Annotated in this window: 24 protein-coding genes; 6 read left to right on the top strand and 18 right to left on the bottom strand. The window is 64.9% G+C overall.

The features are described 5' to 3' along the window. The 8 genes from RR928_RS08550 to RR928_RS08515 form a co-directional block, all read right to left on the bottom strand. Positions 1-241, bottom strand: a 241-nt coding sequence (locus RR928_RS08550; protein ID WP_442881905.1) for an electron transfer flavoprotein subunit beta/FixA family protein, incomplete at its 3' end; no start/stop codon positions are given. Between the two features lie 59 nt (positions 242-300). Continuing rightward, on the bottom strand, positions 301-846 hold the full coding sequence (locus tag RR928_RS08545; RefSeq protein WP_332682176.1) for a DUF2889 domain-containing protein: 546 nt from the start codon (positions 844-846) through the stop codon (positions 301-303). A gap of 14 nt (positions 847-860) precedes the next feature. Further along, on the bottom strand, positions 861-2,063 hold the full coding sequence (locus RR928_RS08540) for a CaiB/BaiF CoA transferase family protein (RefSeq protein ID WP_332538297.1): 1,203 nt from the start codon (positions 2,061-2,063) through the stop codon (positions 861-863). A 24-nt stretch (positions 2,064-2,087) separates the two neighbouring features. Next, entirely contained in the window at positions 2,088-2,954 is an 867-nt protein-coding gene (locus RR928_RS08535) for an HpcH/HpaI aldolase/citrate lyase family protein (RefSeq protein WP_332682174.1), read from the bottom strand. Further along, a complete protein-coding gene (locus RR928_RS08530) occupies positions 2,954-4,135 on the bottom strand; it encodes an acyl-CoA dehydrogenase family protein (protein WP_332538299.1) in 1,182 nt (393 codons plus the stop codon). The genes RR928_RS08535 and RR928_RS08530 overlap by 1 nt, the downstream gene beginning before the upstream one ends. A gap of 55 nt (positions 4,136-4,190) precedes the next feature. Continuing rightward, a complete protein-coding gene (locus RR928_RS08525) occupies positions 4,191-5,369 on the bottom strand; it encodes an acyl-CoA dehydrogenase family protein (RefSeq protein ID WP_332538300.1) in 1,179 nt (392 codons plus the stop codon). 55 nt (positions 5,370-5,424) lie between these two features. Continuing rightward, on the bottom strand, positions 5,425-6,213 hold the full coding sequence (locus RR928_RS08520) for an enoyl-CoA hydratase/isomerase family protein (RefSeq protein WP_332538301.1): 789 nt from the start codon (positions 6,211-6,213) through the stop codon (positions 5,425-5,427). 22 nt (positions 6,214-6,235) lie between these two features. Then, on the bottom strand, positions 6,236-7,483 hold the full coding sequence (locus RR928_RS08515) for an acetyl-CoA hydrolase/transferase family protein (RefSeq protein ID WP_332538302.1): 1,248 nt from the start codon (positions 7,481-7,483) through the stop codon (positions 6,236-6,238). Positions 7,484-7,727: 244 nt separating this feature from the next. Here RR928_RS08515 and RR928_RS08510 point away from each other — a divergent pair, with 244 nt between their 5' ends. Next, positions 7,728-8,648, top strand: a complete 921-nt coding sequence (locus RR928_RS08510) for a LysR family transcriptional regulator (RefSeq protein WP_332538303.1) — start codon at positions 7,728-7,730, stop codon at positions 8,646-8,648. 42 nt (positions 8,649-8,690) lie between these two features. Here RR928_RS08510 and RR928_RS08505 read toward each other — a convergent pair whose 3' ends face one another. From RR928_RS08505 to RR928_RS08460, 10 genes are all read right to left on the bottom strand, one after another. Then, a complete protein-coding gene (locus RR928_RS08505) occupies positions 8,691-9,659 on the bottom strand; it encodes a Bug family tripartite tricarboxylate transporter substrate binding protein (RefSeq protein ID WP_332548663.1) in 969 nt (322 codons plus the stop codon). A gap of 63 nt (positions 9,660-9,722) precedes the next feature. Then, positions 9,723-10,862, bottom strand: a complete 1,140-nt coding sequence (locus RR928_RS08500; protein ID WP_332548664.1) for a zinc-binding dehydrogenase — start codon at positions 10,860-10,862, stop codon at positions 9,723-9,725. Between the two features lie 45 nt (positions 10,863-10,907). Continuing rightward, a complete protein-coding gene (locus tag RR928_RS08495; RefSeq protein ID WP_332538308.1) occupies positions 10,908-12,374 on the bottom strand; it encodes an aldehyde dehydrogenase family protein in 1,467 nt (488 codons plus the stop codon). A 56-nt stretch (positions 12,375-12,430) separates the two neighbouring features. Next, positions 12,431-13,144 (bottom strand): ABC transporter ATP-binding protein, encoded by a 714-nt coding sequence (locus RR928_RS08490; RefSeq protein ID WP_332538309.1) that lies wholly within the window; start codon positions 13,142-13,144, stop codon positions 12,431-12,433. Continuing rightward, positions 13,137-13,901 (bottom strand): ABC transporter ATP-binding protein, encoded by a 765-nt coding sequence (locus tag RR928_RS08485; protein WP_332538310.1) that lies wholly within the window; start codon positions 13,899-13,901, stop codon positions 13,137-13,139. Before RR928_RS08485 ends, RR928_RS08490 begins: the two co-directional genes overlap by 8 nt. Beyond that, positions 13,901-14,821 (bottom strand): branched-chain amino acid ABC transporter permease, encoded by a 921-nt coding sequence (locus tag RR928_RS08480; RefSeq protein WP_332538311.1) that lies wholly within the window; start codon positions 14,819-14,821, stop codon positions 13,901-13,903. Before RR928_RS08480 ends, RR928_RS08485 begins: the two co-directional genes overlap by 1 nt. Next, positions 14,818-15,672 carry a branched-chain amino acid ABC transporter permease gene (locus tag RR928_RS08475; RefSeq protein ID WP_332538312.1) on the bottom strand — a complete coding sequence of 285 codons (855 nt, stop codon included), beginning with the start codon at positions 15,670-15,672 and terminating at the stop codon, positions 14,818-14,820. Before RR928_RS08475 ends, RR928_RS08480 begins: the two co-directional genes overlap by 4 nt. A gap of 175 nt (positions 15,673-15,847) precedes the next feature. Beyond that, complete coding sequence (locus RR928_RS08470; RefSeq protein WP_332682169.1) at positions 15,848-17,008, bottom strand: ABC transporter substrate-binding protein; 1,161 nt, start codon at positions 17,006-17,008, stop codon at positions 15,848-15,850. Positions 17,009-17,233: 225 nt separating this feature from the next. Further along, complete coding sequence (locus tag RR928_RS08465) at positions 17,234-18,046, bottom strand: SDR family NAD(P)-dependent oxidoreductase (protein WP_332548670.1); 813 nt, start codon at positions 18,044-18,046, stop codon at positions 17,234-17,236. An 11-nt stretch (positions 18,047-18,057) separates the two neighbouring features. Beyond that, on the bottom strand, positions 18,058-19,092 hold the full coding sequence (locus RR928_RS08460) for an SMP-30/gluconolactonase/LRE family protein (RefSeq protein ID WP_332538316.1): 1,035 nt from the start codon (positions 19,090-19,092) through the stop codon (positions 18,058-18,060). Between the two features lie 444 nt (positions 19,093-19,536). Between RR928_RS08460 and RR928_RS08455 the strand changes: the two genes are divergently transcribed. From RR928_RS08455 to RR928_RS08435, 5 genes are all read left to right on the top strand, one after another. Beyond that, the gene (locus RR928_RS08455; protein WP_332548672.1) at positions 19,537-20,529 is read left to right on the top strand and encodes an aldo/keto reductase; all 993 of its coding nucleotides are present in this window, start codon (positions 19,537-19,539) and stop codon (positions 20,527-20,529) included. A gap of 8 nt (positions 20,530-20,537) precedes the next feature. Next, positions 20,538-21,014 (top strand): cytochrome P460 family protein, encoded by a 477-nt coding sequence (locus RR928_RS08450; RefSeq protein WP_332538318.1) that lies wholly within the window; start codon positions 20,538-20,540, stop codon positions 21,012-21,014. Between the two features lie 13 nt (positions 21,015-21,027). Continuing rightward, complete coding sequence (locus RR928_RS08445; protein ID WP_332682166.1) at positions 21,028-21,741, top strand: DUF4405 domain-containing protein; 714 nt, start codon at positions 21,028-21,030, stop codon at positions 21,739-21,741. Positions 21,742-21,911: 170 nt separating this feature from the next. Continuing rightward, on the top strand, positions 21,912-22,967 hold the full coding sequence (locus RR928_RS08440) for an NAD(P)-dependent alcohol dehydrogenase (RefSeq protein WP_332538320.1): 1,056 nt from the start codon (positions 21,912-21,914) through the stop codon (positions 22,965-22,967). After that, positions 22,967-24,196 (top strand): multidrug effflux MFS transporter, encoded by a 1,230-nt coding sequence (locus tag RR928_RS08435; protein WP_332538321.1) that lies wholly within the window; start codon positions 22,967-22,969, stop codon positions 24,194-24,196. The genes RR928_RS08440 and RR928_RS08435 overlap by 1 nt, the downstream gene beginning before the upstream one ends. Positions 24,197-24,226: the final 30 nt, after the last annotated feature.

Raw genomic sequence — 24,226 nt, 5'->3', positions numbered from 1 at the left:
TTTCCTGGCATTGCGCCACGCCGCAGGACACGGCGATCACCTCGGTCGCAGCGCCTGTGCCGGCCGCGCCTGAGCCGGCCGCACCCTTTTCCTTCAGGCGCACGGCCTCTTCGACGGCGATTTCGTCAAACGGGTTCATGCTCATCTTGACGCTGGCGATATCCACGCCTGTGCCGTCGGACTTGACGCGGACCTTGACGTTGTAGTCGACCACGCGTTTGACTGGGACGATGATTTTCATGGGCAAAATTTCACAATGAAAGGGTGATGGGGCGAGGCGCCGTGACGCCTGCCGAGGATTCAAGGCCCGTTGGCAGGCCCGGCGGCTTGCATGCGTTGCAGATGCTGCACCAGGAGCCCTGCGTGTGCATAGGCGTGGCAGCTGTCTATCTTGATCGTCGCTTGCGTGGCTTTCGCCTGCCGCACGGGCCAGAGGCTTTGGTAGGCGACGGTGACCAGCGGCGTCAGCAGCTCCGTCAAATGGGTGCACCCCTGGGCTGCGCCCAGGCGCTCCCGTACCGCTTTGGACCAACCCGCGCCTATGCGCAAGCCCTTGATGCGCTGCAGGCTCAGCGTCGCTTCGGGGCATTGCGCATACGGGGCGGACAGCGTGCAGGCGGCGACGTCGACGATCAGCAAATCCTCGTCGACCACCAGGCGCAGCAGCATGTGGTGGATGGCGTCCCCCGCAGAAGTGCGCTGGCCCAGGCTGTTGTGCATGTCCTCGGTCTTGCGGTCGATCAGGCGTGCCTCGATATCGAACAAGCCGTCGCTGCGACGGTAGCCCCGCATGTCTATGCTGCGGTGGTGCAATTCCTCGCGCTCTACGGAAGGCGGCAAAGCCATGGTCGGGTCCAGTCTTAGGAAATCACGCCTTCGGTCTTCAAGACCTGGAGTTCTTCAGGCGTGTGCCCGAGCCAGGTGCCATAGACTTCGTCGTTGCTCGCTCCCAGTGGCAGGCTGGGCTCGATCTCCAGGCGCGTGCTGCCTTCGAAGACCAGCGGTGAATGCGGCACCACGACCTCGCCCAGTTCGGGGTGCTGTATGCGTTGCAAGCTGCCCCGGGCATGCATGTTCTCGTCCTGCATGACTTCGGCCAGCCCGCGCACCGGCGCGCAAGGCACTTTTTTCTCCAGCATCAGCCGCGCCACTTCGTTCCTGCTCTGGGTTCTGGTCCAGGATTCGAGCAGTTCGTCGACGGCTTCGAAGTTTTCCACGCGTGCCGAGCGACTGACGAAGCGCGGATCGTCCTTCAGATCCGGGCGGCCCAGCACATCGAGCACGGAATGGAAGTGGTGGTCGCCCGGGCAGTTGAGCACTACATAGCCGTCGGTGGTGGGGTAGACGTTGTAGGGAGAAATACCCAGACCGCCGTGGCGGTTGCCGGTGCGCGCCGGGGCCTTGTCGCCGCGTGCATGCAGCATGCCGAGGTTGGAGGCCAGGGACGCATAGGTGGCGTCCTGCATGCTCACTTCCACCGTGCGGCCAATGCCCGTGCGCTCGCGCTCGTAGAGCGCCGTCATGATGGCGCCATAAAGGTGGATGCCGGCCATGAAGTCGCACAGCGCGGCCCCGGACTTGACGGGGGGCTGGTCGGCGAAGCCCGTGGAGTCGATGACACCGCACATGGCCTGCATCACCAGATCCATCGCCGGGTAGTCGCGGTAGGGGCCGTCCTTGCCGTAACCCGAGCTGGAGCCATAGACCAGGCGCGGGTTGATCTTGTGCAGTTCGTCGGCACCCAGGCCCAGGCGGTCCATGACGCCCGGTGCGAAGTTTTCGACCAGAATGTCGGCGCGCTGTACCAGTTCGCGCAGCAACTCGCGGCCTTTTTCCGTCTTGAGGTTCAGCGTGACCGGCTTCTTGTTCGAGTTGAGCATGGCGAACGGCAGGGCCGCGCCGCCCATGTCGCCACGGCTGCGCAGATGCTCGCCCTGGAAGGGCTCGACCTTGATCACATTCGCGCCGGCCATGGCCATCAGAAACGTGGCGTAGGGGCCGTTATAGACATGGGACAGGTCGATGACCGTAATGCCGTCCAGCGGGTAGTGTTGCTTTGACATGGTGTCTCCTGTGTTTCTTGCGTCTTAACGGGCGGTGCGCGCGCGGGCCAGCACGCGCTGTGCCGAACGGTAGTGCGGGCGGTCCAGCATCTGGCCGTGGAGGGAGATGGCGCCCGTATGCGGGTTGGCATCGAAAGCGGCAATCACTTCGTGCGCCCGCGCGACATCCTTGTCGTCTGGGGTGAAGGCGGCGTTGATCACGGCCACCTGGTCGGGATGGATCGCTGCCTTGCCGGAAAAGCCGTCGCGCAGCGCCTGTGTCGCCTCCTCGCGCAGGCCATCGGGGTCGCGGAAGTTGGTATAGACGGCGTCGACCGCGGCCACCTGGGCGGCCGAGGCGCCCAGCAGCGTCAGCGTGCGCGCCAGCACATAGGGCGCGGTGTAGGCTCCCTGCGCATTCTTGTTGGCCACGGCGCCGATGTCGGCGGCCAGATCCTCACCACCCCACAACATGCCGCACAGCCGCGGTGAGGCTGCGCCATAGCTGCCCATTTGCAGCATGGCAGCTGCCGTTTCGGTGACGATGGGCAAGACGCGCAGCGTGCCTTGGGCGATGCCTTCGCGGGCCTCGAGCGCCGACAGGTAGGCATCGACCTGAAGCAGGTCGGCGTTGCCGGCGCACTTGGGCAGCATGATCCCGTAGGGACGGGCCCGGACCACGGCCGCCAGATCGTCGAGCAGCATGCCCGTGGAAGCGGCATTGACACGCACGATCAAGGGCATGCGCGCCTGGTGCGCGGCGACGAACTCCGCGCACATGCCGCGGGCGCGGGCCTTGTCGGCCTGGGGCACGGCATCCTCAAGGTCCAGTATCAGTGCGTCGGCACCGCATTCCAGCCCCTTGGCCAGCTTGCGCGCATCGTGCGCGGGAACAAACAGGAGTGAGCGCATCAGAAAGTCCCCATCGACAGAAAGCCGTCCACCGGGTCGAAGTCCTTGACCAGGCGCTTGCCGATCAGGTCCTTGAGCGCCTCGGTCGCGCCGCCGCCCAGCGAGCCATAACGCGCGGCGCGGTAGATGCGCGAGACCGGGTAGTCGTTGGTGAAGCCGTAGCCACCATGCACTTGCACCGCCTCGCTGGCGATGCGCACCGCCATGTCGTTGTTGTACATCTTGGCAAGCGCCGCCAGATGCGGGTCCGGGAAGGGGTTGGCCGACAAGGCGGCCTGGTACAGCAGGGCGCGGCCGGCTTCGATGTCGCGGTACATTTCGGCCAGCTTCCACTGGATGCCCTGGAATTCGGCCACGGCCTGACCGCGGATGGTGCGATCGCGCACGTATTTGACGGCTTCCTCGAACGCGGATTCGGCCATGCCCAGCGAGATGCTGGGGTTCAGGCAGCGCTGGGTGTTGAACGCGCCCAGCAGCTTCTTGAACGCGCCTTCGCGCATGATCACGTTTTCCAGCGGCACTTCGACGTTGTTGAACTGCAGCTCGCCCAGGTATTCGCCGCCCATGGTCTGGTAGCGGGCCGTGACCTCGAAGCCGGGCGTGTTGCGGTTGACCAGCACGCAGCCAATGCCTTCGCGGCCAGGCGTGCCGTTGATGCGCGTGAACACCACGAACCAGTCGGCGTCGTCCACTTTGCTGATCAGCGTCTTGACGCCATTGACGATGGCGCAGTCGTCCTGGATGACGGTATTGGTGCGGTAGTTGGGCACATCCGTGCCCGCGTGGGGCTCGGTCATGCACACCGCGAGGTTGACGTCACCCGAGCAGACCTTGGGCAGGATTTCCTGCTTCAGGCTCTCGGGCGCATATTTGCTGATCACCCGTGTCTGCACGCCCACCGAGCTCATCACGCCCATGGCGGTGGTGTAGCAGTGCTTGGCGATTTCCTCGATCACCAATGCCGTGTCGAACACCGGCAGGTTGGAGCCGCCGTATTCTTCGGGCACCGACATGCCCATCACGCCGATCTTGGCCAGTTCACGCAGGTTTTCGGTGGGGAAACTGCCGTCGAGGTACTTGACCGACTTGGTGCGCCAGTCCTGGTCGAGCGCCAGCTTGCGCACGGTGCCGATCAAGGCGCGTTGTTCTTCGGAGAGTCGGAGCTTTTGGGGATTCGTCATAAGTTCTTTCGGGGGCATCAAGGCGCAGGTGCAAATGGGAAGGAGCGGGCCGTTCTCAGAAATTTCCCACCGACAGGAAGCCGTCCACCGGGTCGAAGTCATTGACCAGCTTCTTGCCCACCAGGTCCTTGAGTGCTTCGGTCGCGCCGCCGCCCAAAGTGCCGTAGCGCACGCCGCGGTAGATGCGGGACACCGGGTAGTCGTTGGTGAAGCCGTAGCCGCCATGCACCTGCACGGCTTCGCTGCTCACGCGGATCGCCATTTCGTTCACAAACATCTTGGCAACCGCCGCCATGTGCGGGTCGGGGAAGGGGTTGGCCGACAGGGCGGCCTGGTACAGCAGGGCGCGGCCGGCCTCGATGTCGCGGTACATTTCGGCCAGCTTCCACTGGATGCCCTGGAATTCGGCCACGGCCTGACCGCGGATGCTGCGTTCGCGCACGTACTTGATGGCTTCTTCGAACGCGGCTTCGGCCATGCCCAGCGAGACACTGGGGTTCAGGCAGCGTTGCGTGTTGAACGCGCCCAGCAGCTTCTTGAAGCCACCTTCGCGCAGGATCACGTTTTCCAGCGGCACTTCAACGTTGTTGAACTGGATCTCGGCCAGGTACTCGCCGGCCATGGTCTGGTAACGTGCGGTGACCTCGAAGCCCGGGGAGTTGCGGTTGACCAGCACGCAGCCAATGCCTTCGCGGCCCGGCGTGCCATTGATGCGGGTGAATACCACGAACCATTCGGCCTCGTTGGCGCGGCTGATCAGGGTCTTGACGCCGTTGACGATGGCTTTGTCGCCCTGGATGACGGTGTTGGTCTTGTAGTTGGGCACGTCGGTGCCGGCATGGGGCTCGGTCATGCACACCGCCAGGTGGACTTCGCCGCTGGCGACCTTGGGCAGGATGTCGCGCTTCATGCTTTCGGGCGCGAAGTTGCTGATCACGCGCACTTGAACGCCCAGCATGCCCATCAGCGCCATGGCTGTGGCGTAGCAGTGCTTGGACACTTCCTCCATCACCAGCGCTGTGTCGAAAACGCTCAGATCCGTGCCGCCGTATTCTTCGGGAATGGACATGCCCAGCACGCCCAGCTTGGCCAGGTCGTTGAGGTTGTCCCAGGGATAGCTGCCGTCCAGGTACTTGATGGAGTTGGTACGCCAGTCCTTGTCGAGCGCGAGAGTGCGTACGGCACCGATCAGGGCGCGTTGTTCTTCTGTGATCTTGAGTTGTTGGGTGCTCATTTTTGTCTTCCTTGGGAGGGGGAGGGGGCGGGAAGTCGTTGGCTTCTCGTCGGGTTCAATGCACGACGCCGGTGAATTGGGGCGGGCGTTTTTCCGCGAAGGCCGCGAGGCCCTCGGAGTAGTCGACCGAGCTGAAAATGCCGGGCAAGGCGGCGCGCTCGAGTTGCAGGCCAGCGGTCAGCGGCAGTTCCAGCCCCTGGCTCACGAGGCGCTTGATTTCCGCCTGGGCCGTGGCCGAGCGGCTGGCCAGCAGCTGGCCCAGCGCCAGGGCGCGCGCGTCTAGTGCCTCGGCGGGCACCACTTCGCTGACCAGACCGATGTGTTCGGCGTATTCGCTGGTTACCGGCTCGCCCGTCAGCATCAGCTGCAGGGCCCGGCTGCGGCCAATGGCACGCGATAGGCGTTGCGTGCCGCCGGCGCCGGGGAAGGCGCCCACGCGGCTTTCCGTGAGGCCTATGCTCACGCCGGCCGCGGCCAGGCGCAGGTCGCAGGCCAGCGCCATTTCCAGGCCACCGCCCAAGGCCAGACCATTGATCACGGCCACCGTGACGCAACGTGCGCCGGCCACGGCGTTGACGGCGGCGTTGATGCCGGCGTTGTGGTCCAGCTTGCCTTGCAGGTCCATGCCTTTGCGCTCCTTGAGGTCGGCGCCGGCACAGAAGGCCCGGCCCGTGCCCTTGATCAGCAGTACGCGCGCACGCTGTGCGGTGGCGTCGGCCACGGCCTGCTGCAGTGCGGCGACCGTCGCCACGCCCAATGCGTTCATGCGCTCGGGCCGGTTCAGGCGAATCTCGAACACTCCTTCTCCCAGGGGCGTGAGCAGCACTTCTTGTTCTTGGCTCATGGCTTGTCTCCTTCGGTTGTCGTTAGTTTTTGAGCGCTGCTTGCAATGCGTCGCGGTGGTCGGGGTGGGCAATGGCGATCAGGCGGCGCGCCCGCTCGTGCAATCCGCAACCGCGCAGATGGGCGGCACCGAACTCGGTGACGATCACATCTACGTCGCTGCGCGCCGTGGTCACGGGGCGCCCGGCCAGCGAAGCCACGATGCGTGAATGCTTGCCATCGGGCGTGGCCGAAGGGACGGCGATGATCGAGCGCCCGCCGCGCGAAGCCACACCGGCGCGCACAAAGTCCACCTGTCCGCCGACGGCGCCCAGGTAGCGGCCAGCGGCAATTTCCGAGTTCACCTGGCCTGACAGATCGATCTCGATGGCCGAGTTGATGGTGTGGAACTGGTCGAGCGCCGAAGTCACGGAGAGGTGGTGGGTGTATTCGACATTGCGCATTTCCACCAGTCCGGAAGTCGCGGCGAAGTCGCGCAGCCGCTGCGTGCCGAACAGGCCGCCGGTCACGGTCTTCCCGGCGCTGCTTCCTTTGTGCGCATTGGTGACCACGCCGGCTTCGACCAGATCGACCAGCACGTCAGAAACCACGCCGCTGTGCACGCCCAGCTCGCGGTGCTGCATCAGGGCTTCGGCCACGGCGGCCGGCAGCGTGCCCACGCCCAGCTGGACGGTGGCGCGATCGGGAATCAAGGCCGCCACCTGGCGCGCCACAGCCCGTTCCGCTTCGGAAGGTACCGGGTCGGGCAGGTCGATGATGCGGCTGTCGCTGTCGACCAGCAGGTCGATCTCTTCGGCTCGCACGATGGCATCGCCGAGCATGGCGGGCAATGCTGGATTGAGCAGCGCGATCACGACGCGGGCCCGGGAAATCATGGCCTGGGTGAAGTCCGAGATCACGCCCAGTGAATAGCTGTCTCGGCCCAGGGGGACGACCTGGATCAGCACCACGTCCAAAGGCAGAACGCCGCCACGCAACAGTCCTGGAATCTGGCTGACATGGCCGGGATAGATTTCGGAAAATGCGGTCACGCGGCGGCTGCTGCCGGCGCCGTTGAGCGCATGCAGAGCAAAGCTCTCGGCAAGTTCGGGGCGCAGGGTGTCGCTTTGCGTCAGGCCGAACAGCAGGCCTGGCGATTGCAATTGCGCGCGCTGGTCGATCAGCGCTTCGGTGAGGGCGAGCGGCTCGCCCGGTCCTTGGGGCCAGCCGACCACATCGTCGGGCTGTAGCCAGTCGGAATATCGCAGTTCGGAGATCAGAAGTTTGCGCATGGTGCTGTCCGCTCAGGTGGTCTACACGGCTGCGCCATGGGTGGCTGCAGCCTGGAAGTACACAAGAGAAAACCGGTAGTTCTTGTATGCGATCCAGTGTAGGAAAGGACCCCCTGCAGCGTCCAAGGCTATTTTCGGGACCCCGTGTGCTTGGATTGCGAACGAAAAACGGGGCCGGCGCTGGGACCCAGCGTAGTGAGTGCATGAAGCACTTTTTTGCGCTGGAGCTGGCTACACTCGGGCCATGGCCATGTTGATCGACCTTTTCCAGCTCAGAACCTTTGTCGCCGTTGCCGAAGAAAAGCACCTGACACGTGCTGCCGAACGCATCCATATCAGCCAGTCGGCCGCTAGCGCGCATATCCGTGCTGTCGAAGACAATCTGGATACGCAGCTGTTCATCCGCACCAATCGCAGCATGGAGCTGACACACGCGGGCGAGTTGCTGTTTCACCGGGCCAAGGCCTTGCTGGGCGAGGCCGCGCAGTTTGCCTCGTTTGCGCGGGAGCTCAACGGCAAGCTCGAAGGGATGCTGATCCTGAGCACCAGCAGCGATCCGCAGGCGACCAAAGTGGGCGAAATCATCACGCACCTGCGCAATACGCATTCGCTCATCAAGCTGGACCTGCGCGCGCGCCCCTCGTCGGGCACGCGCCATGGCCTCAAAAGTGGTGAAATCGATGTCGGTTTGCTGCTGGATCGGCCCATTGACCTGGACCTGTTCTATTACCAGCTCGCGCGTATCGAATACGTGATCGCCGGCCCCGTCGCCTGGAAGGACCGCATCGAGAACGCGACGCTGGCCGAGCTGGCCGCGCTGCCCTGGCTTACGCCCCATGACTCCAGCATGGCCTATGCTTCGATGCTGGTCGAGATGTTCGCCAGCAAGGGGCTGGAGCTCAACACCGTGATCCACTTCGACAATGCGGCCATCGCGCGCAATCTGCTGCTGGCCGGCGCCGGCATGATGCTCATGCGCCGCGACCTGGCCGAAGAGGGCGCAAGGCAAGGCCAATTGGCCGTTGCCAGCATCGAGCCTGCCAGTTTTTCCCTGTATCTGGCCCATTTGGCCAGCCGCAAGGAGGATCCGCTGATTCGCGCTTTCGTGGAGTCGACCCAGGCTATATGGCCGGAAATGACCCTGGTCCACTCCGCGAGCCGTTGAGCGCATGCGCGCGGCAGGGCCGGCGCCGCGCTGGATGGGGTCTTATTGGGGCTGCAGTCCCGCGATCTTCGCCAGTCGCCCCCAGTTGGCGATCTGCTCCTTGGTGAACGTCGTCAGGCCGGCAGGCGTGGAGGTGCGGGAGATCATGCGCATGCGTTGGTAGAACGCCTGGCCTTCGGGGCTGTTGACTGCTTTGACAAATGCGTCGTTGAGCGTCTCGATCACGGCCTTGGGCGTGCCCTTGGGAGCGTAGAACCCGAGAAAAGAGGAGTATTCGTAGCCCGGCACACCCGCTTCGGCCATGGTGGGGACGGTGTCCATGGTGGGCAGGCGCACGGCGGAAGTGACGGCCAGCGGCCGCAGCTTGCCCTGCAGGATGAAGGGCTCCACCACCATGGGATCCACGGCCATGAAGTCCAGCCGACCGGCGATCAGCTCCTGCACGGACTGCGATGCCCCTTTGAAAGGCACTTCCAACGCATCGATGCCTGTCATCGAACTCAGCAGGTTCACGGCCACCTTGCCACCCGCATTGCCGACACCGTAGTTCATTTTTCCGGGGCGGGCCTTGGCATAGGCCACGAGCTCCGGCACGGACTGGATGGGCAGCTCGGAGCGCACAACCAGCAGCAGCGGATTGACGGAGACCAGGCTCACGGGCTCAAAGTCACGCAGTGGGTCGTAAGACAGGTTCTTGACCAGATGCACGTTGGCAGCCATCGAGGTGTTGCCGCCCAGCAGCAGGGTGTAGCCATCCGGTGGAGAGCGGCGCGCGATGTCGGTGCCGATGACACTGTTCTCGCTGGGCTTGGCGATGACGATGATGGGTTGTCCCAGCTGCTTGGTGACTTCCGTGCCCAGAAAGCGCGTGATGATGTCCGACGTCGAGCCTGGCGTGCTGGTGATGATCACCTGGATGGGCTTGGACGGAAACCGGTCGCTTTGGGCAAATGCCGCGGGGGCGCTGGCGAGCGCGGCGCTCATGAGCAGGCCGTTGAGTAAACGCTTCATGCTTGTCTCCTTTGGATCGATGTCGGGTGGCCGGGGCGGCTCTTTGGCCGCCTCCCCTAGTGCTTACAGCTTGCCGTGCGGCAGCAGGATTTGCCGTACTACGGCGCCGGTATGCAACTGGTCGAACGCATGGTTGAGCTGGTCGAAGCCGATGTGGTCACTGCGCAGCCGGTCCACAGGCAGGCGTCCGCGCAGGTACAGATCGACGTATTTGGGTACATCGTCTTGCGGCACGCCACCGCCCATGAAGGAGCCGCGCAGCACGCGCTCCTCGCAGACCCAGGGCAGCTGCAAGGTGGTGAAGGCCGAAGTGCTCTTGCCTATGCCAACGCCCACCACTTCGCCGCCGCGCACGGTGATCTTTTGTGCCATCTCCAGGGCCGTCAGATGACCCGAAATTTCGAATGCATAGTCCACGCCGCCGTCCGTCAGGGCGAGCACTTTTGGCACGACTTCGGGGTCGCGCGCATCGAAGCAATCGGTGGCTCCCACGGCCTTGGCCAGGTCGAACTTGCTTGGCAGCACGTCGATGCCGACGATGCGCGCCGCGCCGGCTTCGCGCGCTGCCATCACGGCGGTGAGACCTACGCCGCCCAGGCCGATGACGGCCACCGATGCGCCGGGCTTGACTTGGGCGCTGTTGAACACCGCACCCGCGCCCGTGACGACCGCGCAGCCGAACAGGGCTGCCACGTCCAGCGGCACGGCGTGATCGATCTTGATCAGCGACCGTGGCGCGACAACGGCGTACTGGGCATAGACGGAGATACCGCTGTAGTGGTTTAGGCGTCCGCCATCGGCCAGCCGCAGTCGGCGGCTGCCCGTGGCCAGCAGGCCTTCGGCGCGCGCGCCGCTCACGGCCTGGCACAGGCCGGGCCGTCCCGCGCGGCAGACACGGCATTGGCCGCAGCCTGCGACCCCGGCCATGGCCACGTGGTCGCCCACGGCCAGGCCTTTGACGCCACGGCCGACTTCACGCACGATGCCTGCGCCTTCGTGCCCTCCGACAATGGGCAGGGGCCGCTTGCGCTGGCCTTCGATCACGGACAGGTCGGAGTGGCACAGGCCGGCCGCGCGGACTTCGACCAGCACTTCGCCGTCGCCCGGGCCTTCGAGCTCTACCTCTTCGATACGGAAAGGCTGGCTCTGGGCAAAAGGCGCAGCCAAGCCTTGTTCATACATGACGGCAGCGGTCATTCGCATATTTGTCTCCTCTGGGACGGTTTTGTGGTGCGGGCGCGGCGCGTTTCAGTTCAGGACGAAGAAGCGTTCTTCGGTCATGTCCAGCGTCGAGTACTTCGCGCCTTCGCGGCCCATGCCGCTGTCCTTGACACCGCCATAGGGCATCTGGTCGGAGCGCCAGCGCGAAGTGCCGTTGACAATCACGCCACCGGTGCGGATGTTCTTGATGGCCGACAGCGCCAGGTCCAGCGAGTTGGTATAGATGCCGCATTGCAGGCCGTAGGGGCTGGCGCTGATGGCTTCGAACAGCGGCTCTATCGTCTCGTAGGGCTGGATGGTCATGGCCGGGCCGAAAACCTCGTCACAGACCGCGTCCATGCGGGCGTTGACGTTGGTCAGTATGGTTCCGTTGTAGCGTGCGCCCTGGCGCCGGCCGCCACGCAGCAGCGAAGCGCCTGCACCCACGGCGCGGTCGACCATGCCTTCCACGCGCATGGCGGCCTGCTCGTCGATCAGCGTGCCGACTTCGGTGGCCATGTCCAGCGGGTCGCCGAAGCGGATGGTGTCCATTTCGCGGCAGGCGGCTTCGACAAAGGCTTCGTAGCGGTCTTGGTGCACGAAGACGTTTTGCACCGAGACACAGCTTTGCCCGGCCATGGCCACGGCGTTGCGTGTGCAGGTCTTCACGGCCACGGTCAGGTCGCTGTCATGGTGCACGAATGTCGGGCCGACGCCGCCCAGCTCCAGGGCTACGCGCTTCATGCCCACTGCGTTGCGGATGATCTTGCCCACGCGCACCGAGCCGGTGAAGCTCACGAAGTCGACGCGCGGGTCGGCCACCAGTTGCGGGCCGACGGCATCGCCGTACAGGGTGTTGATGGCACCGGGCGGAATGCCGGCCTCCATCACGGCTTCGATGAACAGGTGAAAAGCCAGCGGCGCCTTGGGCGAGGGCTTGAGGATGACGCTGTTGCCTGCAGCCAGCGCCGGGCCCAGCTTGTGGGCAGACAGGTTGACCGGCGCATTGAAGGCGGTGATGCCCACCACGACGCCCACGGGAAAGCGCATCACCATGCCCAGTTTGCCGGCGCCAATGGCGCTGGAGTCCATGGGCACATGTTCGCCCTGAATGCGAATGGCTTCCTGCGCGTACAGACGCAAGGTGTCGGCTGCGCGCTGCACCTCGAGCACGGCGTCGCGTATGGCCTTGCCGCTTTCCAGCGCCATGGCGTGGCCAATGGCGGGCGCGCGTGCAAACAGCTTGTCGGCGGCACGGTTGAGCATCGCCGCGCGTTCATAGCCGGGCATGGCGGCCATGATTTTCCTGGCCTGGAAGGCGGCGGCCAGGGCATCGTCGCAATCACGGCTGCTCGACACCGGCGCCAGGGCAGCCAGGCTGCCGTTGGATGGACTGCGTACTTCGTCAAACTGCTCGCCGTCGCGCCACTGGCCGGCAATCAGCATGCGAATGCTGGGGCTTGCCGGGCTCCTGGAAAACTGTATTGCGGGGTCGGGGGAAACGGAAGTGGACATGTGGGTCTCCGGTGGTCGTTGATGTAATCGGCAGGGGCTGGCCCTCGCCATGGCGGTCAGGCGGCCTGGCCGCCCAGGTAGGCGTTTTGCACGGCATCGCTTTGCAGCAGGTCGGCGCTGCGGCCTTGCAGCGTGACCGTGCCGGTTTCCAGCACGAAGGCCTGGTCTGAAATCTTCAGCGCCAGCTTGGCGTTCTGCTCGACCATGACGACGGTGACGCCTTGGCTGTGCAGCGTCTGGACCAGCTTGGCCACTTCGAGGATGAGCTTGGGTGCCAGCCCCAGCGTCGGTTCGTCGAGCATCAGAATGCGCGGCTGGCTGATGAGTGCACGCGCGATGGCCACCATCTGCTGCTCGCCGCCCGAGAGGCTGGACGCGATCTGCTGGCCACGCTCGGCCACGCGCGGGAAGATCTCGTGCAGAAACTCCAGGCGCTGGCGGAACAGCTTGCTGTCGCGCATGCGGTAGGCGCCGACGCGGATGTTGTCGTAGACGGTGAGGTCAGGGAACAGCCGGCGCCCCTCGGGACACAGCGCGATGCCCAGGTCCAGACGCTCGTGGGGCTTGAGGCGCGAAATGTCCTGTCCGTCCAACAGGACTGTTCCGCTGCTTTGCCGGTGCAGGCCGACAATGGTCTTGAGCAGGGTGGATTTGCCTGCGCCATTGGCGCCGATGATGGAGACCACGCTTTTGTCGGGCACTTGGACCGAGACATCGCGCAGTGCATGAACGCCGCCGTAGTCGACGCACAGGTGTGTGGTTTCAAGCAAACTCGTAGTCCTCTCCGAGGTAGGCCTCGATCACAGATTTATCGGACTTCACTTCGCCGGGCGTGCCCAGGGCAATCGGCTTGCCGCGGTTGATCACCAGGATGCGATCGCAAACCCCCATCACCAGCGGCATGTCGTGCTCGACGAGCAGGATGGTGATGCCCAGCTCGTCGCGCAGGCGGCGGATCAGCACGCCGGCGGCTTTCTTTTCCGAGGGATTCAAGCCGGCCGCGGGCTCGTCCATGAGCAGCAGCTGGGGCGAGACCATCATGGCCATGCCTATGCCCAGGACCTTCTGCAGTCCGTAGGCCAGACTGCCGGCTGGACTCTGCAGATGGTCGGTGAGTCCGACAAACTGGGCCACCAGGGGCAGCTGGGTGCAGCCAAAACAGGGCCGGGCCAGGCGGGCGAAGTAGGCCAAGGGGTTGTGGCTGCGGCCTATCACGTGGGCGCGGCGCAGATTCTCCTGCGTGCTGTGCTCGCTGAAGACGTGGACGGACTGGAAGGTGCGCGCCATGCCGCGGCGCGCGATGGCATCGCTGGCATGCCCGGAGATGTCCTGGCCGGCCAGGTGCACGCTGCCCGAGCTCGGTTTGAAATGGCCGGCAATCACGTTGAACAGCGTGGTCTTGCCCGCGCCGTTGGGGCCGATGATGCCAAAGATCTCGCCTTTGGCCACAGAGAAGGAGACGTCGGACACGGCCGTCAGGCCGCCAAAACGGCGGGTCAGGTTCTTGACATCGAGCAGGGTTTCCATCAGGCAGCGCTCCGTGGACGTTGGATCAGGGATGCCAGGCCCTTGCGAATGAAGATCAGAAAGACCATCAGGCTCAGACCGTAGATCAGCAGCTGGTACTGGCGCGCATCGCGCAGCATTTCTGGCAGCGGCACCATCAGGATCGCGCCGAGCACCGGACCCAGCGCCGAGTGCACGCCGCCTACGGCGTTGATCACGATCAAGTCCACCGACAGACGGAAGCCGAAGGCATCGGGCGAAAGAAAGCCGATATAGAACGCATAGAGCCCGCCGCTCAATCCCGCCGCCAGCGCACTGAACGTGAATGCGGCGATGCGCCAGGCCATGGCGTTGGAGCCGATGGCGCGGCTGAGCATTTCGTTCTCATTGAGCGACTGGAAGATGGCGCCGATGTCGGAGCGCTCGATGGCACGCACCGCGAGGTAGACCAGCGCGGCCAGCAGCAGTCCCATCAGGTAGTACTGTGGCGTGGCCGTCAGGCGCAGGCCGAACAGCGAGAACTTCGGGATGCCATAGAGGCCGTTGTTGCCGCCGAACAGTCCCGTCCACTCCTGGAAGACCAGATTGATGATCTGACCGAAGGCATAGGTCAGCAGCACGAAGTACACGCCTTTGATGCGCAGGAAGACCGGACCCACGGCGGCTGCGAGCACGCCGGCCATCAGCGCGCCCGCGGGCAGGGCCAGCAGCGGCGGCACTTCCAGACGTATCGCCAGCAGGGCGCTGCCGTAGGCGCCAATGCCCATGAAGGCGGGCATGGCCATGGTCAGCTGGCCTATGCGCAGCATCAGATTCATGCCCAGAGCCATGGGCACCATGATGGCGATCATGGTCGCGATGTGGAAGACATACTGGCTGTCCAGCAGCCACGGCACCAGGGCCAGCAGCACGATGGCCAGGAAAATGTGCAGAGGTTTCATCGGGTGCTCCTTCCCAGCAGACCTGTGGGGCGGGTGATCACGACCAGCAGGACGATGACAAACGAGGCGATCAACGCCGCCGTGGAATTGAAAGCGGTGGTGAGTACCGACTCGCTCAGGCCGATCAGCAGTCCGCCGAGCACGGCGCCGGGCAGGCTGCCCAGGCCGCCGAGGATGACCACGACGAAGGCCTTGAGCATGGGCAGCTCACCCATGTAGGGCCCGACGGTGTAGATCGGCGCCATCAGGCCTCCGGCCAGGCCGGCGAGCAGGCAGGCGATGCCGAAGGCCGCGGCATAGACCACACCGGACTCGATGCCCATGAGGCTTGCGGTCTGCGGGTCTTGCGCTACGGCCTGCATGGCCAGGCCCAGGCGGGAGTACTTGAGGAACAGGTAGAAGACGGCAAGAATGAGCAGCGAGCAGATCGCCACCACCGTTCGGTCCCAGGGCACGGCAGCACCCACCAGGCTCCAGGTGCCGGAGAACGGGCGCGGCATCGCCTGTTCGGCTGGGCCAAAGGCGATCAGCGCAATCGATTGCAAGATGATGCCCACGGCCAGCGACATGATCATGCCGGACAGCTCGTCCCCGACCAGCGGCCGGAACAGCAGGCGCTCGAGCACCACACCTAACAAGGCGCTGACCACGCCGCCCGCGATCACTGCCAGGTAAAACGGCCAGCCCAGAGCGCCAAAGAGGAACAGCACGACCATGGCGCCGAGCATGTAGAACTCGCCGTGGGCGAAGTTGACGATGCGCATGATGCCGAAGATCAGCGTAAAGCCCAGCGCCATGATCACGTAGATCAGGCTGGCAAGAAGGCCATTGACCAGTATTTGTTCGAGCATTCGGAAGGATCCGTCGCGAGTTTCCAGCGGGGCGGCACCGCAGGCGCCACCCCAGAGCGGAGGAGTTTTTGGGGTTGCCAGCGCCCACGGCCTGTCCCCCAGGCAGAGGGAGGCTTGTCGTCGGGGCTGAAATGGAGCGGCCGGCCAGGAGCCGGCCTCGGGCGTGCTGGGCCGCCTATCTGGCCTTGCCGACCACGACCGCTTCGCCGTTCTTCATCACGCCGATGTACATGGTCGACACGATCTGCTGGTCGGCGCCGATGTGGGCCTTGCCCCCCAGGGTCAGCTGATCACCCTGGAGCGAGGCCATGGGCAAGGCCTTGCCAAAGGCCGCAGCCACCTTGGTGGTATCGCTGGCGGTACCGGCTTTCTGCATGGCCTGGAGCAGCACATTCACCGCGTCGTAGAAGGGGACCACGATTTCGTTGGGCTCCTGGCCTGTGGACTTCTTGTACGCGGCGGCAACGCGCTGGTAACCGGCGTTTTTCGGGTCGGCGTAGAGCACGCTGACCATGTTCTCCACGCCTTCCTTGCCGGCGCCGGCCAGGATGTCCTTGGGGCCGGCACCGCCGGTCTTGATGAACATTCCCTTGTAGCCCATTTCGCGTGCCTGGCGGATCATCAGTCCGGCCGTGGCCGGTGGGGTGCTGCCCAGGTCGATGATTTCCGGCTTGAGGCCGATGACCTTGGTGAACAGCGGCTGGAAGTCCTTGAGCGTGCGCTCGTAGACTTCCTGGCCGGCGATGGTGAAATCGTTTTGCTTGAAGACTTTCTCGCTGAGCTTGGACTGGTCCCAGCCGGTCTCGTCGTTCGGATTCAAGGTGAAGACCCGGCGCTCCTTGTAATTGTCCCGGGTCCAGGCGATGAGCGCCGGCAGGTAGTCGTAGGCGTCGCTGAACAACCGGAACATGTACTTGCTGTTCTTGTCGATGGCCTTGGCGGAATAGGACGAGGTCAGCGCAAGAATCCTGTCGTCTTCGACGTTCTGCTTGAGCGCCAGCGCGCCAGCGGAAGACATGATGATCACGTACTTGGCACCGTCCTGGCGCACCAGTCGGTTGTAGGCTGCCACGGCATCCGCCGCCTTGTACTGGTCGTCATAGGCGATGACTTCGACTTTTTGCCTTTTCCCGCCGACATCCAGGCCCCCCTTGGCATTGATTTCGGCGGCCGCAATCCTTGCGCCCTCGGCGGCAGCCATGCCCCAGGGCGCGCCGCCGCCGGTCAAGGCGGCGATGACGCCGATCTTCACGGTCTGGGCATGGGCCGCGCCCAGAACACCGATGGAAATCCCCAGACCCGCGACCAGTGGCGCGGCCATTTTGATCAACTTCATTTTTTGTCTCCTGCAAACAGCTGCTAGCGATCGCTTCTCCGGGCCCCAGGCCTGCGCAGCCCGTGAGAAGAAAGATTCGGTCGTAAGGCATTGGTCCGTCCGGTCAGGCCATGGGATCCATGCTTAGCGCTCTTGTTGTGGATTCAGTGTCCGAGCGCGGGCCGGCGCTGTCCATGGCGATTTTCAGGAGCCGGCGTCCGTGTTTTGCGAATGCCCGGGCGCATGTCAAACGGCCGGCGTTGGCGCGCTGGGTATCTTGCGCAGCAGACCCTGGCCCAGGCCACCGTCGACCAGGAGGTCCTGCCCGGTGATGTAGCCCGCCCGGTCACTCGCCAGGAAGGCGATGGCGCTGGCCAGGTCGGCCGGCAGGCCCACGCGTGCGGCGGGCACCATGGCCTGGCGCGCCTGGGCCACGGCGGGATCCTGGTAGGAGTGCTCGGTGAGCGGCGTGCGCACCAGGCCGGGCGAGACCGCGTTGCTGCGTATGCCATGCGGGGCCAGCTCCAGGGACAGCATGCGCGAGAGCATGCCCAGTCCCGCCTTGCTGACGCCATAGGCGCCGCTGCCCGGCAGCGGGTGGTGGCCGGTGATGGAGCCCACATGCACGATGGAGCCGGCAAGCTTTGCTTCGATCATCTGGGCCGCGAAGACTTGGGTGCAGAGCAGGGCGCCGGTGAGGTTGACCGACAGCACCTGATTCCAGTCCGCCAGGGACAAACTTAGCAAGGCTTCTCCGCGCAGCACACCTGCGTTATTGACCAGCACCTGGCAAGGGCCCAGGGCCTGCAGCACGGTCGCGGCGGCGTGGGCCAGGGCTTCGGGGTCTGACACGTCGGCGGTGATAGAGATGGCACTGCCACCCGACTGGACGATCTCTGCTGCCACGGCAGCGGCCGCCTCGCCATGGCGGTCGATGACGGCCACGGCAGCGCCCACTGCTGCCAGATGACGTGCCGTTGCGGCACCGATACCGCTGCCGGCCCCCGTGACCACGCAGACCCGGCCCGAGAGGGCCAGCCAGTTTCCTTCCTGATCCATGCTGTGTTCCTTCATTGGTGGGAGAACAAGGTCGTGCCGGCGGCCAGTCCGCGCGCACGGAAAATCACCGAGCCGCGCCCGCCGAGCTCGTCGCGGGCCGTGATGACCACGTCGCGCGTGCCGGGCACGAAGGCCAGACTGGTGCTCTTGAGGAAGTGGTTGTCCTCGCGTCCTGGCAGCAGGATCTGGCCGATGGGCATGCCGTAGGGGCTGAACACCAGGAATCGGCCCTGCTGGTACATCGCCACATAGACGTTGCCTGCCGAGTCGGTGCGCATCGAGTCGGGTGCGCGGCCGACGAAATGGTAGGGAACGGTGGTGCCGAAGTGGGCCACCGTCACTTCATCGACCAGGTCTACCCGGTGCAGGCGCGAATTGCAGAATTCGGTGGCCCAGAGCACCTTGCCGTCGGGGCTGATCGCCACGCCATTGGCCGAGGCCATCTGAGGCAGCATGGGTGTGATGGTCTGCGCGTCGGCACTGACGTGGAACACGCCGCCCGTGGGCTGGGTCGACGAGCCCTTGAAGTCGGTGAAGTAGATGCCGCCCTGCCGATCGAAGACCAGATCGTCTGGCACATAACCGGCACTGGGCGCGACAATGGACTGAACCTGGCCGGTATCGGGGTGAAAGGCGATGATGCTGCCGGCGTTGAAGTCGCCAATGCCGGCTACAAAAATTCGGCCATCCTGATGGATGGCAATCCCTGCGGGGCGCAGGCCGGGTTGGGTGTAGACCGTCGAGAGCTCGCGCCGAGGCGTCAGGCGCAGGACGCTGTCGGCGTAGACATCGACGAAGTACAGATTGCCCTGCCGGTCGAAGGCCGGCCCTTCCAGCGCCACCATGCCGTCGGAGACCTTGAAGTACGGCTCTGCGGTGATGGTGGGCAGGCCTTGTTCGGAGGGGGGGATGGGCGCCAGCCCGCGTGTGCTCGGGGTGTAGTTCAAGGTGCTGGCCGCGCTCACGCCCAGAGGACTCAAGTTCCTGGGGTTTTCTGCTGCTGGGGGCTGGGTCGCCATGGCGGCGGGCAATGGGATGTCATGCAAGGCTTGTCTCCTCGGGGTGGATCGTGGACTGGCGGGTGCGTCGGCCCGCGGCTTCTGTGGCGCGCTGGGACTGACGGGGTGCAAGTGCGGCTTGCTGCCATGACCGCCTGGCTGCGTTGCGGATCGAGAAAGCACAGCGATGGGCTGTGCTGGACCGTGTGGCCGTGGCATCCGCGCTTGACGGATTCAGTGTAGGAAGCGGCTGCACGCGCTGTCCATTGCGATTTTCGGGATCCCGTGTGCAGGCTGCGCGAACAGGCACTGTGCGCTGGCTGGGCGCGGCCCAGCGCCGGGTATTCATGAATTGGCTTCACAAGTATTTGTAGATTTTCCTGTCTAGTCGTGGCAATACCCGATCGCTACATTCAGTAGTGACGCAACCGCGCGATGATTTCAGCCTGTCCCCCGCTACAGCCGGGGTCGGGCGCACAGGAGATGCACACCATGCAAAAACGCACATTGGGAAACGGTTTGGCAGTCTCGGCCCTTGGCCTGGGCTGCATGGGCATGAGTTCGGCCTACGGCCCTGCCGCAGACCGCAAGGACATGATTGCGCTGATCCGCGCCGCCCATGAGCGCGGCATCGATTTCTTCGATACCGCAGAGGCCTACGGCCCTTTCGCCAATGAGGAGCTGCTCGGCGAAGCCTTGCAACCGATTCGCGACCAGGTGGTGATTGCCACCAAGTTCGGCTTTGACATCAACCCCGTGACCGGTGAGCGCGGACCGGGTACCAACAGCCGCCCGGCGCATATCCGGGCTGCGGTCGAGCAATGCCTCAAGCGCCTGCGTACCGATCGCATCGATCTGCTGTACCAGCACCGCGTGGATCCGGACGTGCCCATCGAAGACGTGGCCGGGACCGTCAAGGAATTGATTGCCCAGGGCAAGGTTTTGCATTTCGGCCTGTCGGAGGCGGGCGTGCAGACGATACGCCGCGCCCACGCGGTGCAGCCGGTGACGGCCGTGCAGAGTGAATACTCGTTGTTCTGGCGCGGTCCGGAATTGGAGCTTTTACCTGTATTGGAAGAGCTGGGCATCGGTTTCGTGCCGTTCAGCCCTTTGGGCGCAGGCTTTCTGACCGGCAAGATCGACGAGAACACCCAGTTCGATGCGACGGATTTTCGCAACCTCGTGCCGCGCTTCTCGCCCGAGGCGCGCAAGGCCAATCGCGCTCTGGTCGAAGTCGTTCAAGCGGTCGCTGCGCGCAAGAACGCCACGCCAGCCCAAGTGGCACTTGCCTGGCTGCTGGCGCAAAAGCCCTGGATTGTTCCCATCCCCGGTACGACCAAGCTGCATCGCCTGGATGAGAATCTGGGCGCGGTAGAGCTCGCGCTGGGCGCGGACGATCTCAGCCAGATCAATGCACAGGTGGCAAAGATCGAGATCCAGGGCGAGCGCCTGCCCGAAGCCGCGCTGAAGATGACCGGGCGATGAATCGAGCCATGGATATCTTTCCCATCGCCGCGCGTGCCGGGGCCGTGGCCGCGCTGGCGCTGCTGGCCGTACCGGCGCAGGCCGAAGCCAACCGCGTGACCTTTCCGCCGCTCGACAAGCTGGTGCACTACACAACGGTCAAGCGCGGCAATGTCACCGAGCATATTTCCACCACGCAACAGGCGATCGAGGCGATACAGAAAGGCCTGCCCGTGCCCGACGGCACGCATTTCGTGCTGGCCGACTACCGGGACGAGAAGATCTTTCGCTATTTCGTGATGGAAAAAGGGCCGGCCTGGGGCGCGGACTTCGAGCCGCGCCAGCGCACCGGCGACTGGCAGTTCCAGTGGTTCTGGCCCGATCGCAAGATCAACCTGCAGGAAAACACCGCGCGCTGCATGTCCTGCCATTCCTCGCAAAAAGGCCAGAACTATCTGTTTACCGCGCGCAGCCTGCAGCGGTTTCGCGGCCAGCCCATAGAGTAGCCGGAGCTTTGCCTTGAATGCCTTGTTTCTCTGGAGGCTGGCGCTTGACGCCGGCGTCGCCGGCCTGTTGCTGTTTGCCTTTGCCTACTTCTGGCAGGGTAACGCCACCCACGAATGGGCTGGTGCGGCCATTTTCCTGCTGCTCGTCGTGCACAACCTGTTTCACCGGCGCTGGTTTGCCGGGTTGGCCAAGGGGCAGTGCGCGCGCCGCGACCCGTTCAACACGGCGCTGACCATGGTGCTGCTGGCGGGAATGCTGGCCTTGCTGGCTAGCAGCCTGCTGATTTCCGAAACGCTGTTTGCGGGTCTGCGGCTCGAGGACGATTTCATTGCGCGGCAGATCCATGCAGGCATTGCCTACTGGCTGCTGCTCATCGTGGCGGTTCACCTGGGCCTGCGCTGGCCGCTGCTCATGGGCGTGGCGCGCAAGCTGCTGGGCATTGCCCGGCCCAACGCGCTGCGCGCCCTGGTGTTGCGGCTGCTGACCCTGGGCATCGCCGTGCAGGGCTTGTTCAGTGCGCAGGTGCTGGATCTGCGCTCGCGCCTGCTGTTCCAGATGTCGCTGGACTGGTGGAATTTCGAGGCCTCGGTGGCGGGCTTCTTTGGCCACTGCCTGGCGGTGGCCGGACTGTGCATCTGTCTGAGCCACTACGCGCTGCTATTGCTGCAGCGCCGCCGGCGTCTGGCTGCGGCGAAGCGGCCAGCGGCACGCAAGGCTGACGCTTGATGCCCTTCAACCGGGCATGCAGTCCTGGTATTTGCCGCCCGTTTGGCAAGTGCAGCTTGTCAATCCTTCAAGCCATTGCGGGCTAGTGCCGCCCGGTTCCAAGGCCTAAAGTGGCAATCATCCCGGGCGCGACCTGCGCGCCTGCCGTATTCTTGCCAAGGAAGTCGACCATGAAAACCACCGGTTACGCCGCCTATACCCCCGATTCCCCGCTGGCCCTGTTCCAGTTCGAGCGCCGCAGCCTGCGGCCCAATGATGTGGCGATGGAAATTCTCTACAGCGGGGTCTGCCACTCCGATCTGCACACCGCGCGCAACGACTGGGGCTGGAGCTACTACCCCATCGTGCCGGGCCACGAGATCGTGGGCCGGGTCACGGCGGTCGGTGACAAGGTCGGCAAGTACCGGGTCGGCGACCATGTGGCCGTGGGCTGCATGGTCGACAGCTGCATGGCCTGCGACCAGTGCGGCCGCGGCGAGGAGCAGCTGTGCCGCGCGGGCAATACCGGCACCTATGCGGGCCGCGACCGCATCAGCGGCGAGAACACCCAAGGCGGCTACTCCAAGCACCTGGTGGTGCGCGAGGAGTTCTGCCTGCGCGTGCCCGAGGGCCTCGATCTGGCGCGCGCCGCGCCGCTGCTGTGCGCCGGCATCACCACCTATTCGCCGCTGCGCACCTGGAACGTGGGCGCGGGCAGCCGCGTCGCAGTGATCGGCCTGGGCGGGCTGGGCCACATGGCGGTGAAGCTGGCCGTGGGCCTGGGCGCCGAGGTGACGGTGCTCAGCCGCAGCAGCGACAAGAAAGCCGATGCCCTGGCACTGGGCGCGCACCGGCTGCTGGCCTCGTCCGATCCCCAGGCCATGGCCCAGGCGGCCAACGGTTTCGATCTGATCATCGACACCGTGCCGGTCAAGCACGCGCTTGACCCCTACCTGCCGCTGCTGGACGTGGACGGCACGCTGGTCATCGTCGGCCAGATCGGCCCATTGGAGGAAATGAACACCGTGCCGCTGCTGCTGGGGCGCCGGCGCATTGCGGGCTCGCCCATAGGTGGCATACGCGAAACCCAGGAAATGCTGGACTTCTGCGCGCGCAAGAACATCCTGCCCGACTGCGAAATGATTCGCATGGACCAGATCAACGAAGCCTTCGAGCGCATGGAGAAAGCCGATGTGCGCTATCGCTTCGTGATCGACATGGCCTCGCTGGCCGTCGAAGCCGCCTGATGCCGGCAGCGACGCCGGCGCGCCCGGTCAGCGAACTGCGCCTGTTGCTGATTCTCAGCGCGCTGATGGCCTTCACCTCGCTGTCCACCGACATCTATCTGCCGGCAATGCCGCAGATGGCGCGCGAACTGCAGGGCAACATGGAGCTGACCATCACCAGCTTTCTGGTCGGCTTCGCGCTGGCGCAGCTCATCTGGGGGCCGGTCAGCGACCGCATAGGCCGGCGCCGGCCGCTGGTCATGGGTGTGCTGCTGTTCGTGATCGGCTCGGTGGGCTGCGCGCTGTCGCAGACCCTGGGCGAGATCGTGCTGTGGCGCATGTTCCAGGCCTTTGGCGCCTGCACCGGCCCGATGCTGGCGCGCGCCATGGTGCGCGACCTGTATCCGCGCACCAAGGCCGCGCAGACGCTGTCCACGCTGACGGTGATCATGGCCATCGCGCCGATTGCCGGGCCGCTGCTGGGCGGGCAGATCGTGCGCCTGGGCTCCTGGCACGGCATCTTCTGGCTGCTCGCCGGCATAGGCGTGCTGATGCTGTTCGCGTTGCGCCGCCTGCCCGAGACGCTGCCCGTGGAGCGCCGGGCAACGAGTTCGGCGCTGACGGCGTTTGCCGACTACCGCGCGCTGCTGGGCAATGCGGTGTTCATGCGCTACACGCTGTGCGTGACGCTGTTCTATGTCAGCGCCTACGCGTTCATCACCGGCTCGCCGCATGTGTACATCGAGTACTTTCACGTCGCGCCCGAGCACTACGGCTGGCTGTTTGGCTTGAACATCATCGGCCTGATGGCCATGAGCCTGATCAACCGCAAGCTGGTCGGCCGCTTCAGCCTGGACCGGCTGCTGCGCGCCGCCAGCACGGTGGCGGCGCTGGCCATGCTCGCGGGTGTGGTGCTCGCGCAGCTGCGCATCGGCGGCCTGCCGGGCGTGGTGCTGCCGGTATTCGTGTTCTTTTCCATGAACGGCGTGATTGCGGCCAGCGCCACCGCGGCCGCGCTCGATGGCGTGCCGCCCGGGCTGGCCGGATCGGCCGCGGCCCTCATCGGGTCGCTGCAGTACGGCAGCGGCATCGTCTCTTCGCTGCTGCTGGCGGCCCTGCCCAAGGAAACGCCGCATTCGCTGATCGTGGTGATGGCGGTGTTTGCGGCGGGCTGCGCGGCCATGGCCTGGTGGCAGGGTAGCCGGGCCGATGTGGCTGCCGGCGCGCCCGAGCCGATGGGCAGGCCGTAATTGCGGCCCGGGCCCTCTTGCCGAGAGGGC

The organism is Comamonas sp. (assembly GCF_036666375.1).
Taxonomy (GTDB): Bacteria; Pseudomonadota; Gammaproteobacteria; order Burkholderiales; family Burkholderiaceae_C; genus Comamonas.
Note: the sequence above shows the minus strand (reverse complement) of the source record. Positions and strands in the feature narration are given on the sequence as shown.

What these genes read in the sequence shown, in the direction of transcription:
- RR928_RS08545 (WP_332682176.1), bottom strand. Translation starts at nt 846, where the DNA reads ATGGCTTTGCCGCCTTCCGTAGAGCGCGAGGAATTGCACCACCGCAGC.
- RR928_RS08540 (WP_332538297.1), bottom strand. Translation starts at nt 2,063, where the DNA reads ATGTCAAAGCAACACTACCCGCTGGACGGCATTACGGTCATCGACCTG.
- RR928_RS08535 (WP_332682174.1), bottom strand. Translation starts at nt 2,954, where the DNA reads ATGCGCTCACTCCTGTTTGTTCCCGCGCACGATGCGCGCAAGCTGGCC.
- RR928_RS08530 (WP_332538299.1), bottom strand. Translation starts at nt 4,135, where the DNA reads ATGACGAATCCCCAAAAGCTCCGACTCTCCGAAGAACAACGCGCCTTG.
- RR928_RS08525 (WP_332538300.1), bottom strand. Translation starts at nt 5,369, where the DNA reads ATGAGCACCCAACAACTCAAGATCACAGAAGAACAACGCGCCCTGATC.
- RR928_RS08520 (WP_332538301.1), bottom strand. Translation starts at nt 6,213, where the DNA reads ATGAGCCAAGAACAAGAAGTGCTGCTCACGCCCCTGGGAGAAGGAGTG.
- RR928_RS08515 (WP_332538302.1), bottom strand. Translation starts at nt 7,483, where the DNA reads ATGCGCAAACTTCTGATCTCCGAACTGCGATATTCCGACTGGCTACAG.
- RR928_RS08510 (WP_332538303.1), top strand. Translation starts at nt 7,728, where the DNA reads ATGGCCATGTTGATCGACCTTTTCCAGCTCAGAACCTTTGTCGCCGTT.
- RR928_RS08505 (WP_332548663.1), bottom strand. Translation starts at nt 9,659, where the DNA reads ATGAAGCGTTTACTCAACGGCCTGCTCATGAGCGCCGCGCTCGCCAGC.
- RR928_RS08500 (WP_332548664.1), bottom strand. Translation starts at nt 10,862, where the DNA reads ATGCGAATGACCGCTGCCGTCATGTATGAACAAGGCTTGGCTGCGCCT.
- RR928_RS08495 (WP_332538308.1), bottom strand. Translation starts at nt 12,374, where the DNA reads ATGTCCACTTCCGTTTCCCCCGACCCCGCAATACAGTTTTCCAGGAGC.
- RR928_RS08485 (WP_332538310.1), bottom strand. Translation starts at nt 13,901, where the DNA reads ATGGAAACCCTGCTCGATGTCAAGAACCTGACCCGCCGTTTTGGCGGC.
- RR928_RS08480 (WP_332538311.1), bottom strand. Translation starts at nt 14,821, where the DNA reads ATGAAACCTCTGCACATTTTCCTGGCCATCGTGCTGCTGGCCCTGGTG.
- RR928_RS08475 (WP_332538312.1), bottom strand. Translation starts at nt 15,672, where the DNA reads ATGCTCGAACAAATACTGGTCAATGGCCTTCTTGCCAGCCTGATCTAC.
- RR928_RS08470 (WP_332682169.1), bottom strand. Translation starts at nt 17,008, where the DNA reads ATGAAGTTGATCAAAATGGCCGCGCCACTGGTCGCGGGTCTGGGGATT.
- RR928_RS08465 (WP_332548670.1), bottom strand. Translation starts at nt 18,046, where the DNA reads ATGGATCAGGAAGGAAACTGGCTGGCCCTCTCGGGCCGGGTCTGCGTG.
- RR928_RS08455 (WP_332548672.1), top strand. Translation starts at nt 19,537, where the DNA reads ATGCAAAAACGCACATTGGGAAACGGTTTGGCAGTCTCGGCCCTTGGC.
- RR928_RS08450 (WP_332538318.1), top strand. Translation starts at nt 20,538, where the DNA reads ATGGATATCTTTCCCATCGCCGCGCGTGCCGGGGCCGTGGCCGCGCTG.
- RR928_RS08440 (WP_332538320.1), top strand. Translation starts at nt 21,912, where the DNA reads ATGAAAACCACCGGTTACGCCGCCTATACCCCCGATTCCCCGCTGGCC.
- RR928_RS08435 (WP_332538321.1), top strand. Translation starts at nt 22,967, where the DNA reads ATGCCGGCAGCGACGCCGGCGCGCCCGGTCAGCGAACTGCGCCTGTTG.